The organism is Bacillus sp. FG16 (assembly GCF_057809515.1).
Map to the genome: position 1 here is coordinate 59,414 of NZ_JBMDKC010000016.1, position 13,484 is coordinate 72,897.

Here is a 13,484-nt window from a genome sequence, read left to right on the forward strand (position 1 = left end):
TTTAGTTGAAGAATCCTTCTTTGAACCCTTCAGCAAATTCTGAGCACCCCGTTTTAATCGTATCCCAGCTCGGTACGTTAAAAGTAAGGAAACATGTTACTACTAAAGTTAAAATAGGTAGTAATAGTCGCATAATAGAACCTCCTTTTTTATATTCGGATTATCAAATTAACAATATTTACTATATTATAATTTAATAATTTAAGTCAATGGAAGGATTGATTCTTTAAGATGAGGTGGAAAAAAGAAGAAGTTATCTTTGAAACGATACGAGAAGCTGAAGTGTGAGCAGACGGCGTTGCAAATGAAATGTGTGGAAGAGTATTTGATGGATATGAAACACCAGATTATAAAATAGCGTATGCGCTTGCGTTTTTCCTAGCGCAAAATCAAGATTTTATAGTTCATACGGAAGTGAGCTTTAAAGAAGAGAGAGTAATCTATAAAGTTTGGAAAAATCCTGTGTAGTTGCAGGTAAAGTGTAATTACGTCTATTTTCTCAATTCTAAACAAACGATCTCCATGAATAGACAATTATATTGAGAGGGACCCTGTTTTCTAGTATGATGAGAATAACGGGGAAAATACTAGGATGAAGAAGGTTTCAAGTCTATAACTTGGAGGAAAAGAATGAACAATCGTATTTTAGTAGTTGATGATGAGGAATTTATCTTAACTTTAATCGAATTTAATTTACAACAAGCTGGGTTTGAAGTTATAACAGCGATGGATGGAGAAATGGCGCTTCAAAAAGCGACAACAGAACGCCCAGATTTAATTATATTAGATTTAATGCTTCCGAAAATGGATGGTATGGAAGTGTGTAAAGAATTACGATTGCAGCGCGTTATGACGCCGATTTTAATGTTAACGGCAAAAGATGATGAGTTTGATAAGGTGCTAGGCCTTGAACTTGGGGCAGATGATTATATGACGAAGCCATTTAGTCCAAGGGAAGTTGTTGCTCGTGTGAAGGCGATTTTGCGCCGCACGAAATTACAACAAGAAGAACAAGTTGCAGAAGCGCCAGATGAAGATAGCATCACAATTGCAGAACTTAAAATTTTACCGGAGTTTTATGAGGCTTATTTCCAAGGAAGAAAGCTTGAATTAACACCAAAAGAATTTGAACTACTTGTGTATCTTGCGAAAAATAAAAGTCGCGTGTTGACGCGTGATCAATTATTAAGTGCTGTATGGAATTACGATTTTGCTGGTGATACACGAATTGTTGATGTTCATATTAGCCATTTGCGCGATAAAATTGAACAAAATACGAAAAAACCGACGTACATTAAAACGATACGTGGTTTAGGATATAAATTAGAGGAGCCAAAAGGGAATGAATAAATTTCGTTCCAGGCTTCTTTTTACATTTGTTTCTCTTATTGTATTTATTTTAGTTGGACTAGGTTTATTGCTAGAAACTGTGTTTGAAAACTACTATATAGATCATGCTAAAGAGAGAATGGTAAAAGAGACGGAGTATGTTGCGGCGTTAGCAGAAGAGCAAGGTTTTGATAATGTCTTAAAAAATCCATACGTATTTGAAAAGTTAGAAGAAAAAATACCAGCTTCTATCGTATTTGTGGATGAAAAAAAGAAAGTTCAATATAGAAAAGGACAAGAATTGGCATTTAGTCCAGAGACGATTAAAGAACTTACTTCGGAATTGGCAAAACAACGAAGTAAAGTGATTACGAAAGAGACAGATCGAAAGAATGAATTTTATCATGCGGTGTTCGTTCAAGATGTAGAAGGAAAACAAGGATACGTTTTGGTGAAAAGTACAATCGATCCTTTAAAAGACGTACATCAAAAAACGTGGGGATTATTAATTATCGGATTTGTCATTGCTTGTCTTGTAGTTGTATTTTTAGGTATGAAAATTACAGGGCAATATATTAGGCCAATTGAATCGGTTACGAAAGTTGCGATTGAATTGGCAAAGGGGAATTATAAAGCGCGTGCATACGAAAGTCATTCGGATGAAACAGGAATGCTGAGTAAAGCGATTAATATTTTAGCTCGTAACTTACAAGAGATGACACTTGAACAAGAAATGCAGCAAGATCGTCTGCATACGTTAATTGAAAATATGGGAAGCGGAATGATTTTAATTGATAGCCGCGGATATATAAACCTTGTAAACCGCTCTTATAAGGAAACTTTCCACGTAACAGATGAAGAATATTTAGATCGCTTATATTATGAATCGTTTCATCATACAGAAATTATTGAGCTTGTAGAAGAAATCTTTATGACAGAAGTGAAAGTGCGTAAACAAATGTTATTGCCACTTGGAATTGAGCGGAAGCATTTCGAAGTATATGGAGCGCCGATTATAGGGACAAACCATGAATGGAAAGGGATTGTTCTCGTATTCCATGACATAACAGAGTTAAAGAAATTAGAACAAATGAGAAAAGACTTTTTAGCGAATGTTTCTCATGAATTAAAGACACCGATTACTTCTATTAAAGGTTTTTCAGAAACACTCTTAGACGGAGCGATGGATAATAAAAAATTCTGCGAACATTTCTTGCACATTATTTTAAAAGAAAGTGAGCGTATGCAAGGGTTAATTGAAGATTTATTAGATTTGTCGAAGATCGAACAACAAGGATTTAAATTAAATATGGGAACCGTTGACATGAAGGGGCTACTTGAAGATATTCATATGGTGCTTGATAATAAGGCAGGAGAAAAAGAAATCTCTTTACAAGTGAATGTATTAAAACGTGCCTCTGTTATTGGAGATCCAAGTCGTTTGAAACAAATCTTTATTAATTTAATTAATAATGCGATTGTATATACACCGGCTGGAGGTGTTGTTTCAGTAGAGTTAGCGGAAGATAAATATAATGCTTATATAAAAGTATCGGATACTGGAATTGGTATTAGTAAAGAGGAAATTCCGCGTATTTTTGAACGCTTTTACCGAGTGGATAAAGCGAGAAGTAGAAATACTGGTGGTACAGGCCTTGGATTATCAATTGTAAAGCATTTAGTAGAGGCGCATCACGGTACAATTACAGTGGATAGTGAAGTTGGGGAAGGGACAACATTTACAGTTGTTTTACCAAAATCAGCTACTGAAAAATAGGATGAAGGATGTTTACAATATATTAACAATGGCTTAATTAAATATTAATAAAGCTCTGTTAATATAATACATGAAAACCCCTTCATCCAAGGAGTAATTTTGGACGAGAATAGTTAAGCTGTTCTCGTCACTTCCCTTTATGCCAATATAAGTCTGTTTTATATATGAAAGAAAATAACCGTTATTTTTCTTCTCTCTATTAGTCATGTTAATATAGAGAGAGGAAAGGAACGGTTTTTTTCTATGAGAAAAATCATTTCAAATTTGTATGGGGAGGTTTCTGGTTTGGAAAAAAAGGTCGTATTGGTAGATGGTAATAATATCGCGTATCGTGCTTTCTTTGCACTACCGCTTTTAAATAACGACAAAGGTATACATACGAACGCAATTTACGGTTTTACAATGATGTTAATGAGAATATTAGAGGAAGAAAAACCGACGCATATGTTAGTAGCATTTGATGCGGGTAAAACGACATTCCGTCATAAAACGTATAGTGAGTATAAAGGAGGACGTCAAAAGACTCCACCTGAATTATCAGAGCAGTTCCCGTTTATTCGTGAGATGCTGGATGCATTCAACGTACCGCGTTATGAATTAGAAAATTATGAAGCGGATGATATTATGGGAACGCTAGCAAAAGAAGCGAGTGAACAAGGAGCAAGTGTAAAAGTTATTTCAGGAGATAAAGATTTACTTCAACTTGTTTCTGATAACACGCTTGTATGTATTCCGCGAAAAGGGATTACGGAAGTAGATGAATATACGAAAGAAGCTTTATTTGAAAAATATAGCTTATCACCAAAGCAAATTATCGATATGAAAGGTTTAATGGGAGACCAATCAGATAATATTCCGGGTGTACCAGGAGTTGGTGAAAAAACGGCGATTAAATTGTTAACACAGTTTGGAACGGTTGAAGAAGTGTATGAAAATCTAGATCAAGTAAGCGGGAAGAAATTAAAAGAAAAACTGGAAGAAAATAAAGAACAAGCTCTTATGAGTAAAGATCTTGCGACTATTATTACAGATGCACCGATTACAGTTCATGTGGATGATATGGCGTATAAAGGATATGAAGCAAGTGATGTGATTCCAATGTTCGAGAGTTTAGGATTTACATCTCTTTTAAATAAATTAGGCGTTACGCCAGAAGAAACAGCTCCAGCTGAATTAGATGATATTACATTTGATATTGTGGAAGAAGTTACAGAAGAAATGCTTCAGCAAGATAGTGCACTTATTGTTGAAGTGCAAGAAGATAATTATCATAAGGCGGACATTCAAGGCTTTGGTATTCAAAATGAAAATGGTTGCTACTTTATTCAGAAGGATATTGCTCTTGCATCGGATGCTTTTAAAGCATGGCTTGCAAATGGAGAAATGAGAAAGCATACATTTGATGCGAAGCGAGCGATCGTTGCACTTAAATGGAATGGGATAGATATTCAAGGGATTGATTTTGATTTATTAATCGCTGCTTATTTACTTGATCCAGCCGATACGGATAAAGATTTCCGTACTGTAGCGAAAATGAAAGAAACACATGCTGTGAAATCTGATGAAGAAGTTTACGGAAAAGGTGCAAAACGAGCTGTTCCAGAGTTAGATGTAGTAGCGGAGCATGTAGCTCGTAAAGTGCATGTATTATATGATGTAAAGCAAACATTCGTTGAAGAGTTAGAGAAGAATGAGCAATATGAACTGTTTACAGAGTTAGAATTGCCACTTGCGCGTGTATTAGCTGATATGGAAGTAAAAGGTGTAAAAGTTGATACGGAGCGTCTTCGTAATATGGGAGAAGAACTTGCAGGTAGATTAAAGGAAATGGAACAGGAAATTTATAAGCTTGCGGGAACAGAATTTAATATTAATTCACCGAAGCAGCTTGGTGTAATTCTGTTTGAGAACTTAAACTTACCGGTTATTAAAAAGACGAAAACAGGTTATTCTACGTCAGCCGATGTATTAGAAAAGCTTATGGATCGCCATGAGATTATTCCAAACATTTTACATTATCGTCAATTAGGGAAACTAAATTCAACTTATATTGAAGGTTTACTGAAAGTTGTACATGAAGATTCATCTAAAATTCATACTCGCTTTAATCAAGTATTAACGCAAACAGGTCGATTAAGTTCAACGGATCCGAACTTGCAAAATATCCCGATTCGATTAGAAGAAGGAAGAAAGATTCGTCAGGCATTTGTTCCATCAGAAGAAGGTTGGATTATGTATGCGGCTGACTATTCACAAATCGAACTGCGTGTATTAGCTCATATTGCAAATGATAAAGGGTTAGTTGATGCATTCCAGCATGACATGGATATTCATACGAAAACAGCTATGGATGTATTTGGCGTTGAAAAAGATGAAGTAACTTCAAATATGAGGCGACAAGCGAAAGCTGTTAACTTCGGAATTGTGTATGGTATTAGTGATTATGGTCTTTCACAAAACTTAGGAATTACAAGAAAAGCAGCAGCGGAATTTATTGAAAAGTATTTAGAAAGTTTCCCTGGTGTACAAGAATACATGGAGGACATCGTAAAAGATGCGAAACAAAAAGGATATGTGGCTACATTATTAAATCGTCGTCGTTATATTCCAGAAATTACGAGTCGTAATTTCAATTTACGTAGCTTCGCTGAGCGTACAGCGATGAATACACCAATTCAAGGTACTGCAGCAGATATTATTAAAAAAGCGATGATTATTATGGCAGATCGTTTAGAAGAAGAAGGATTACAAGCGCGTCTTCTTCTGCAAGTACACGATGAATTAATATTTGAAGCACCAAAAGAAGAAATTGAAAAATTAGAGAAGCTTGTACCTGAAGTAATGGAGCATGCAATTGAACTCGCAGTTCCGCTGAAAGTTGATTATTCTTACGGTCCAACTTGGTACGACGCAAAATAAGGAAGTGATGAAATGCCTGAATTACCAGAGGTTGAAAACGTCAGACGGACACTTGAAAATCTTGTAACAGGAAAAACGATTGAAGATGTCATTGTTACTTATCCAAAAATAGTGAAACGACCAGATGATGCAGAAATCTTTAAAGAAATGCTAAAAGGCGAGAAGATTGAAAATATAAAGCGAAGAGGAAAGTTTTTGCTTCTATATGTAACAAATTATGTTATTGTTTCACATTTGCGTATGGAAGGTAAGTTTTTACTACATCAAGAGGATGAGCCGATTGATAAACATACGCACGTCCGTTTCTTATTTACAGATGGAACTGAATTACATTATAAAGATGTGAGAAAGTTTGGTACGATGCATCTCTTTAAGAAAGGTGAAGAGATGAACCAAATGCCTCTTGCTGACTTAGGTCCGGAGCCGTTTGATGCTGAATTGACACCGCAGTATTTACAAGAAAGATTGAAAAAGACAAATCGTAAAATAAAAGTTGTGCTATTGGACCAGCGTCTTTTAGTAGGGCTTGGAAATATATATGTTGATGAAGTCTTATTCCGTTCTCGAATTCATCCGGAACGAGAAGCTTCGTCTTTAACAGTAGAAGAAATTGAGCGGATTTATGAGGCTACCGTTACAACGCTAGGCGAAGCAGTAAAACGTGGCGGAAGTACAATTCGGACGTATATCAACTCACAAGGGCAAATTGGTTCGTTCCAAGAACTCCTAAATGTATACGGAAAAAAAGGAGAACCGTGTGTAACTTGCGGTACGATATTAGAAAAAACAGTTGTTGGCGGAAGAGGAACGCATTACTGCCCAATTTGTCAGCCAAGAATATAGAAAAGAGATAACATCGGATAGGCATTTGTCATATACATACAGCAGAGCTATGTATAAGGGAGGAGCTTACCGATGTACCTTTATTTATCTCTTATTTTATTAGCTTTTACATTAAGCTTAGATAGCTGTAGTGTAGGGCTAACATATGGTTTAAGAAGCGTAAGAATTCCACTAAGATCAATTATAATTATCGGAATGTGTTCAGCGGCTGTTATGCTTGTTTCAATGGGAATTGGACATATGATCGCGAAAGTATTTTCACCTGTTATCGCAACGCGTATCGGTGGGCTTGTTCTTATTGGAATAGGGATTTGGGTATTATATCAATTTTTTCGAAGTGAGAAAAAAGAAGAATCGAAGCAAGAGGAGAAGGTCTGGAAATTAGAGATTGCCTCGCTAGGGCTAGTGATTCAAATTTTACGGAAACCGACTGTTGCAGATTTTGATAAATCAGGCACCATTTCTGCAGGAGAAGCATTACTTCTTGGTATAGCTCTTTCTGTAGATTCATTTGGTGCCGGAATTGGTGCATCTTTATTAGGGTATGCACCCGCTATGATGGCGATATTAGTTGCAGTTATGAGTTCTTTGTTTTTATTTATTGGAATGAAACTTGGAACGGTTTTATCAAATATGAAGTGGTTACAAAAATTCACATTCCTGCCTGGAGTATTACTCATCATTATTGGAATTTGGAAAATGTAAGTATGGGCGTGGAACATTAGTTTCGCGCCTTTTATTATGAGGAGGATTATTATGACAGTAGTAATTGGATTAACGGGAGGCATTGCAAGCGGAAAAAGTACGGTATCAGAAATGTTTCGTGAACTGAGCATACCAGTTATTGATGCAGATATTATTGCAAGAGAAGTTGTAGAGCAAGGAAAACCAGCATATAACAAAATAGTAGAAGTGTTTGGAGCGGAAGTGATACAACAAGATGGGGAACTGGATCGTCCAAAATTGGGAAGCATCGTTTTCTATAATGAAGAAAAACGATTGCAGTTAAATAAAATTGTGCATCCTGCAGTGCGTGAGGAAATGAATAGACAAAAGGAAATGTACATAAAAGAAGGTATGCAAGCGATTGTGTTAGATATTCCTCTCTTATTTGAAAGCAAATTAACAAGTCTCGTTGACCGCATTTTAGTTGTAGCAGTTACGCCTGATACACAATTAGAACGTTTGATGAAACGAAATGGTTTTTCGGAAGAAGAAGCGACAGCTCGTATTCAATCTCAAATGCCGTTAGCAGAAAAAGTGAAAAATGCAGATGAAGTGATAAATAATGATGGCACAATTATGGGAACGAAAACACAATTGCAGGTAATTTTAAAGAAGTGGAACATTATTGACTAAAAAATTGTGAAATTAATGAAAATGCTTAGTGACATATCCCCTTTTTGTGTTATACTATTATTGGGATTGGAGATAAATAGTATAACGCATTCAAGGGGGATAACATATTATGACTCGTGTGGCAATTAATGGATTTGGACGTATTGGGAGAATGGTATTTCGTCAAGCAATAAAAGAAAGCGCATTCGAAATTGTAGCAATCAATGCAAGCTATCCATCTGAAACGTTAGCACACTTAATTAAATATGATACAGTTCATGGCAAGTTTGACGGAACAGTAGAAGCATTTGAAGATCACTTATTAGTTGATGGAAAAATGATTCGCCTTTTAAACAACCGCGATCCAAAGGAATTGCCTTGGACAGATTTAGGTGTTGAAGTTGTAATTGAAGCAACTGGTAAATTTAATTCGAAAGAAAAAGCAATTCTTCACGTTGAAGCTGGAGCGAAAAAAGTTATTTTAACAGCGCCTGGTAAAAATGAAGATGTAACAATTGTAGTTGGTGTGAACGAAGACCAATTAGATATTACAAAACATACTGTTATTTCAAATGCATCTTGTACAACAAACTGTTTAGCGCCTGTTGTTAAGGTGTTAGATGAGCAGTTCGGAATTGAAAACGGTTTAATGACGACAGTTCACGCTTATACAAATGACCAAAAAAATATTGATAACCCACATAAAGATTTAAGAAGAGCACGTGCTTGCGGACAATCAATTATTCCGACAACGACAGGTGCTGCGAAAGCGCTAGCAAAAGTTCTTCCGCATTTAAACGGAAAACTTCATGGTATGGCACTTCGTGTACCAACGCCAAACGTGTCTCTTGTTGACTTAGTAGTAGACGTAAAACGTGATGTAACAGTTGAAGCTATTAACGATGCATTCAAAACTGTTGCAAACGGTGCGTTAAAAGGTATTGTAGAATTCAGCGAAGAGCCTTTAGTATCTATCGACTTTAATACAAATACACACTCAGCTATTATTGATGGTTTATCTACAATGGTAATGGGTGATCGTAAAGTGAAAGTACTTGCTTGGTATGATAACGAGTGGGGCTACTCTCGTCGTGTTGTAGATCTTGTAACGTTAGTTGTTGAAGAGTTAGCGAAACAAGAAAATGTGCAACACATTTAAGTGAATGAGGGAGAGGGCAAGGCAATATTTGCCCTCTTTTTTTATTTTTTTCTGAAAAGGAAAAAAATTATATAAGTATATTTTAAAAAGTGGACATACCACGAAACGTTGTGATTACTGCATTTGTGAATCGTTTATTTTTTTTAGGGAAAAGTAAAGAGGAAAATATGACAGAAAATCGAAAAAACTGTTGTTGCAAAATGAAAATAAACAAAGTATACTAACACTCGTAAACTTAAGAGCTGAGGTACGTAGTCACTACTTAAAGGGTTAGGACCTCTCTGGACTAACTTTCCCCCGTGGTAGTGGAGCAAGCCAAATTGCAAATTAGTTTTCAATTCGAACAGTTAGAATAAATTTACAAGGGGGAACTGTAGAATGGATACTATGGATACGATGGGTCGTCACGTGATCGCTGAACTTTGGGATTGCGATTTCGACAAGCTTAATGACATGCCGTATATTGAACAATTATTTGTGGATGCAGCACTAAGAGCTGGTGCTGAAGTGCGTGAGGTTGCTTTCCATAAATTTGCACCACAAGGTGTAAGTGGAGTAGTAATTATCTCAGAATCACATTTAACAATTCATAGCTTTCCGGAGCACGGTTACGCAAGTATTGATGTTTATACTTGTGGGGATCGTATTGATCCAAATGTTGCTGCAGAATATATTGCAGAAGGTTTAAACGCGAAAACGCGTGAGAGCATCGAGCTTCCTCGAGGCACTGGTAGCTTCGAAATTAAGCAGAGAGAAACAAAAGCTCTTTAAAAAAGAACATAATTGATTTAAAATGTAAAGAGGTGTATAATGCACCTCTTTTTTAGTTTATAAAAAAGGGAAAATATAACGTACTTGTTAGTTGAATAAATTGGACTCTTGCAAATGAGGTAGTGCCCTATATACCATCTTATTTTTAAGTATGAGATGATAAAGTGATGCGCTGAAACTTAAAGTGGTAAGAGAGTTAGAATGAGTTATATAATATTGTATATATATTTTAGGTGAATTGAGTAGAGAAAAATAAAGAGTATAGTGTAAAGGAGTGAATGAATTGCGTTGTCCATCCTGTTCTCATAATGGTACAAGAGTGTTAGATTCGCGTCCGGTAGACGAGGGGCGCTCTATTCGAAGAAGAAGAGAGTGTGAAAGTTGTTTAAGTCGCTTTACGACCTTTGAAAGGGTAGAAGAGTCACCTCTTATCGTTGTTAAAAAAGAAGGCACAAGAGAAGAGTTTAATAAAGAAAAGATTTTACGCGGTTTAATTAAAGCGTGTGAAAAAAGACCAGTATCTTTAAGACAATTAGAAGAAGTAACACAAAGCGTGGAACGTGAACTGCGTAATTTAGGTATATCAGAAGTGAAAAGTGATATGATTGGTGAAATTGTTATGGAAGAACTTCGCGATATTGATGATGTTGCTTACGTACGCTTTGCTTCTGTATATCGTCAATTTAAAGATTTAAATGTATTTATTGAAGAATTAAAAGATATACTGCAAAAAGAAAGAGAGTAGAAGTTGTATTTTATTCTCTTTACATACCGTAAGTAATAGGATAAAAGAGCTAGAAGCGTAAGCTAATAGCTCTTTTTCACTAAGAATTTATATAATGAAGATAGAGCGAATGAAGTAGAGGATAGATTGGATGAGAGAAAGGAAAAGCAAGAATGGAAAAACAATCATGGATGGAGCTATTGCCGATTGATCGTTATAAAGTAAGTGCGAAAGGGCTACTGCATAATTACGACCGAAAAGTATTAACGATGTTGTATCAGCCGTTAATAGGTAGTAGAGCTTTTAGCTTATACATGACACTATGGGGGGAGCTAGAGCAAGGTCGTGTATTTGGAAAAGAGAATACACATCATTCCCTTATGGTGACTATGCAAATGCAACTTCCTGAAATATATGAGGAACGAGTAAAGTTAGAGGCAATTGGGCTTTTGAAGGTATATATTAAGAAAGAAAAAGATATTCGAATGTTCATATATGAATTGCAACCACCTTTATCTCCGAAGCAGTTTTTTGATGATATTGTTTTAAGTATCTTTTTATACAATCGATTGAGTCGGACAAAATATAATCAAGTAAAGCAATATTTCTTAGAAGAAGAATTTGATTTTGCTTCTTATGAAAATGTTACGCGCTCTTTCAATGATGTGTTTGGTTCGTTTAATCCAGGACAGCTTGAGCATGCGCAAGAAGACCTTCGTATTCCAAAAACGACAACTATGCCAAGTAACGAGAAGGGAGACGCTCCGAAAGTTTGGAATGATTTCTTTGATTTCTCTTTATTTGTAGATGGATTGTCCGCTCTTGTTCCTAAAAAGGCGATTACAGATCAAGTAAGAGACTGCGTTATAACACTTGCTTACGTGTATGGTGTAGATGTGTTATCGATGCAAAATATCGTTCTTGGTGCGGTGACAGAGATGCAAACAATTGATATGGAAAGGCTTAGAAAAGGAGCGCGCGATTGGTATCAATTTGAAAATGGTCAAGCATTACCGGTACTAAGTGAAAGAGTACAGCCTCATGCTGCACGTACGATGAAAGAGAAAGAGCCTTCATCACAAGAGGAGATGCTAATAAAGCAGCTAGAGGAAATCTCGCCAAAACAACTATTGAAAGAGATTTCTGGTGGTGCAGAGGCAACGAAAGCGGACTTGCAAATTGTTGAAGATGTCATGATTAATCAAAAATTGACACCAGGAGTTGTGAATGTACTTATTTATTACGTTATGCTACGCTCAGATATGAAACTTGCGAAAACGTATGTTGAGAAGATTGCTGGGCATTGGGCACGTAAAAAGGTCGGCACAGTAGCGGACGCGATGGCGTTAGCGAAAGAAGAGAATCGTCAATATCAAGAGTGGGCTGAGACGAAGAAAAAAGGCCGTACGGCGAAGAAAACGGTACGAAAAGAAATGGTGCCAGATTGGCTTAAGGAAGAAGAGCCGAAAGAACAAGAGAAAGAAACAGCGAAGAAAGATGTAAGTGTAGAAAAAGATGCAAGTACGCTAGAAGATGAACGAAAACGATTAGAAGAAGTGTTAAAAAAATATAAGCGTGATTAATAGAAGAGAATGAACGCTCTTTGAGGTGAGAAAATGGAGCATATTCAAAATTCATTTACAAAATTAATGGAAAATGAAAACTTTAAAAATAGATATGAAGTATTAAAGGCAGAAGTAATGGCGCATCCGCGTGTGAAAGAATTTATAGACGAACATAAAGGTGAAGTAACGACTTCTATGATTGAGCGCAGTCTTGTGAAGTTATATGAATATATTGGACAAAGTGTAGGTTGCGTAGATTGTCCGGATTTGGGTGCATGTAAAAATATGCTGCAAGGGTATGAGCCAAAGCTTGTTATTCAAGGGAAAATGATTGATATTCAATACGATCGCTGCGTTAGAAAAGTAGCATATGACGAGAGAAAGAAATATGAAAAACTCGTTCAAAGTGTATATATGCCAACGGATATTTTACAGGCAACTATGGAAAACTTAGACCCTTCTGATTTAAATGCACGTATCGATGCGATTGGTGCAGCGAATGAATTTTTAAGTACATATGAACCAGGAAAAAAAGCACAAGGTTTATATTTGTACGGTAAATTTGGTGTAGGGAAAACGTACCTTTTAGGAGCAATTGCGAACGAGCTTGCTCGAAAGAAAATAAGTTCGATGCTCGTATACTTCCCGGAATTTTTACGTGAAATTAAAAGTTCGATTCAAGATAATTCGATTGGCGAAAAAATTGATGCGGTTAAACGCGTACAAGTTCTAATGTTAGATGATATCGGGGCAGAAGCGATGTCGAGCTTTGTGCGTGACGATGTGCTTGGTGCAATCTTGCAATTCCGTATGTTAGAAAACTTACCGACGTTCTTTACGTCTAATTTTGATTTTAAACAACTGGAACATCATTTAACGTATACACAGCGTGGTGAGGCTGAAGAAATGAAGGCAGCACGTATTATGGAACGAATTAAATATTTAGCGAAACCAATTCCAATTGGTGGGAAAAACCGTCGTCATAAGTAAAAGAGCAAGCTGAGCTGAACTGCACCCCAATTGTTAGACACAGTCTAACAATTGGAGGTGCAGTTTTTC

12 protein-coding genes and 1 pseudogene are annotated in these 13,484 nt (G+C 36.3%); 12 read left to right on the forward strand and 1 reads right to left on the reverse strand.

Annotated features, from left to right (window positions below; genetic code table 11):
* Position 1: 1 nt before the first annotated feature.
* Positions 2-133 carry a hypothetical protein gene (locus ACODS7_RS08655; RefSeq protein WP_001238014.1) on the reverse strand — a complete coding sequence of 44 codons (132 nt, stop codon included), beginning with the start codon at positions 131-133 and terminating at the stop codon, positions 2-4.
* Positions 134-231: 98 nt separating this feature from the next.
* Between ACODS7_RS08655 and ACODS7_RS08660 the strand changes: the two are divergent.
* The 12 genes and pseudogenes from ACODS7_RS08660 (at position 232) to dnaI (ending at position 13,415) form a co-directional block, all read left to right on the forward strand.
* Positions 232-468: pseudogene (locus ACODS7_RS08660) on the forward strand (hypothetical protein).
* Between the two features lie 162 nt (positions 469-630).
* On the forward strand, positions 631-1,350 hold the full coding sequence (phoP, locus tag ACODS7_RS08665; RefSeq protein ID WP_001065220.1) for a two-component system response regulator PhoP: 720 nt from the start codon (positions 631-633) through the stop codon (positions 1,348-1,350).
* Entirely contained in the window at positions 1,343-3,106 is a 1,764-nt protein-coding gene (gene phoR, locus ACODS7_RS08670) for a sensory box histidine kinase PhoR (RefSeq protein ID WP_001032099.1), read from the forward strand. The genes phoP and phoR overlap by 8 nt, the downstream gene beginning before the upstream one ends.
* Before the next feature lie 285 nt (positions 3,107-3,391).
* The gene (gene polA, locus ACODS7_RS08675) at positions 3,392-6,025 is read left to right on the forward strand and encodes a DNA polymerase I (RefSeq protein ID WP_016080103.1); all 2,634 of its coding nucleotides are present in this window, start codon (positions 3,392-3,394) and stop codon (positions 6,023-6,025) included.
* 12 nt (positions 6,026-6,037) lie between these two features.
* Complete coding sequence (gene mutM, locus ACODS7_RS08680; RefSeq protein WP_016080104.1) at positions 6,038-6,868, forward strand: DNA-formamidopyrimidine glycosylase; 831 nt, start codon at positions 6,038-6,040, stop codon at positions 6,866-6,868.
* Between the two features lie 72 nt (positions 6,869-6,940).
* Positions 6,941-7,573 (forward strand): sporulation membrane protein YtaF, encoded by a 633-nt coding sequence (ytaF, locus tag ACODS7_RS08685; protein WP_029443390.1) that lies wholly within the window; start codon positions 6,941-6,943, stop codon positions 7,571-7,573.
* Between the two features lie 51 nt (positions 7,574-7,624).
* Positions 7,625-8,227 (forward strand): dephospho-CoA kinase, encoded by a 603-nt coding sequence (gene coaE / locus ACODS7_RS08690; RefSeq protein WP_029443389.1) that lies wholly within the window; start codon positions 7,625-7,627, stop codon positions 8,225-8,227.
* Between the two features lie 109 nt (positions 8,228-8,336).
* Positions 8,337-9,365, forward strand: a complete 1,029-nt coding sequence (locus tag ACODS7_RS08695; protein ID WP_000198974.1) for a glyceraldehyde-3-phosphate dehydrogenase — start codon at positions 8,337-8,339, stop codon at positions 9,363-9,365.
* Between the two features lie 387 nt (positions 9,366-9,752).
* Complete coding sequence (gene speD, locus ACODS7_RS08700) at positions 9,753-10,136, forward strand: adenosylmethionine decarboxylase (RefSeq protein ID WP_002003660.1); 384 nt, start codon at positions 9,753-9,755, stop codon at positions 10,134-10,136.
* A 283-nt stretch (positions 10,137-10,419) separates the two neighbouring features.
* Positions 10,420-10,881, forward strand: coding sequence for a transcriptional regulator NrdR (nrdR, locus tag ACODS7_RS08705; protein ID WP_001203687.1), 462 nt, complete (start codon positions 10,420-10,422; stop codon positions 10,879-10,881).
* Between the two features lie 152 nt (positions 10,882-11,033).
* Entirely contained in the window at positions 11,034-12,443 is a 1,410-nt protein-coding gene (locus tag ACODS7_RS08710) for a replication initiation and membrane attachment family protein (protein WP_098629130.1), read from the forward strand.
* 33 nt (positions 12,444-12,476) lie between these two features.
* Complete coding sequence (gene dnaI, locus ACODS7_RS08715) at positions 12,477-13,415, forward strand: primosomal protein DnaI (RefSeq protein WP_000400120.1); 939 nt, start codon at positions 12,477-12,479, stop codon at positions 13,413-13,415.
* Positions 13,416-13,484: the final 69 nt, after the last annotated feature.

Bases quoted from the DNA above. Each gene is read 5' to 3' on its own strand.
- ACODS7_RS08655 (WP_001238014.1), bottom strand. From the start codon at position 133: ATGCGACTATTACTACCTATTTTAACTTTAGTAGTAACATGTTTCCTT.
- phoP (WP_001065220.1), top strand. From the start codon at position 631: ATGAACAATCGTATTTTAGTAGTTGATGATGAGGAATTTATCTTAACT.
- phoR (WP_001032099.1), top strand. From the start codon at position 1,343: ATGAATAAATTTCGTTCCAGGCTTCTTTTTACATTTGTTTCTCTTATT.
- mutM (WP_016080104.1), top strand. From the start codon at position 6,038: ATGCCTGAATTACCAGAGGTTGAAAACGTCAGACGGACACTTGAAAAT.
- ytaF (WP_029443390.1), top strand. From the start codon at position 6,941: ATGTACCTTTATTTATCTCTTATTTTATTAGCTTTTACATTAAGCTTA.
- coaE (WP_029443389.1), top strand. From the start codon at position 7,625: ATGACAGTAGTAATTGGATTAACGGGAGGCATTGCAAGCGGAAAAAGT.
- ACODS7_RS08695 (WP_000198974.1), top strand. From the start codon at position 8,337: ATGACTCGTGTGGCAATTAATGGATTTGGACGTATTGGGAGAATGGTA.
- speD (WP_002003660.1), top strand. From the start codon at position 9,753: ATGGATACGATGGGTCGTCACGTGATCGCTGAACTTTGGGATTGCGAT.
- ACODS7_RS08710 (WP_098629130.1), top strand. From the start codon at position 11,034: ATGGAAAAACAATCATGGATGGAGCTATTGCCGATTGATCGTTATAAA.
- dnaI (WP_000400120.1), top strand. From the start codon at position 12,477: ATGGAGCATATTCAAAATTCATTTACAAAATTAATGGAAAATGAAAAC.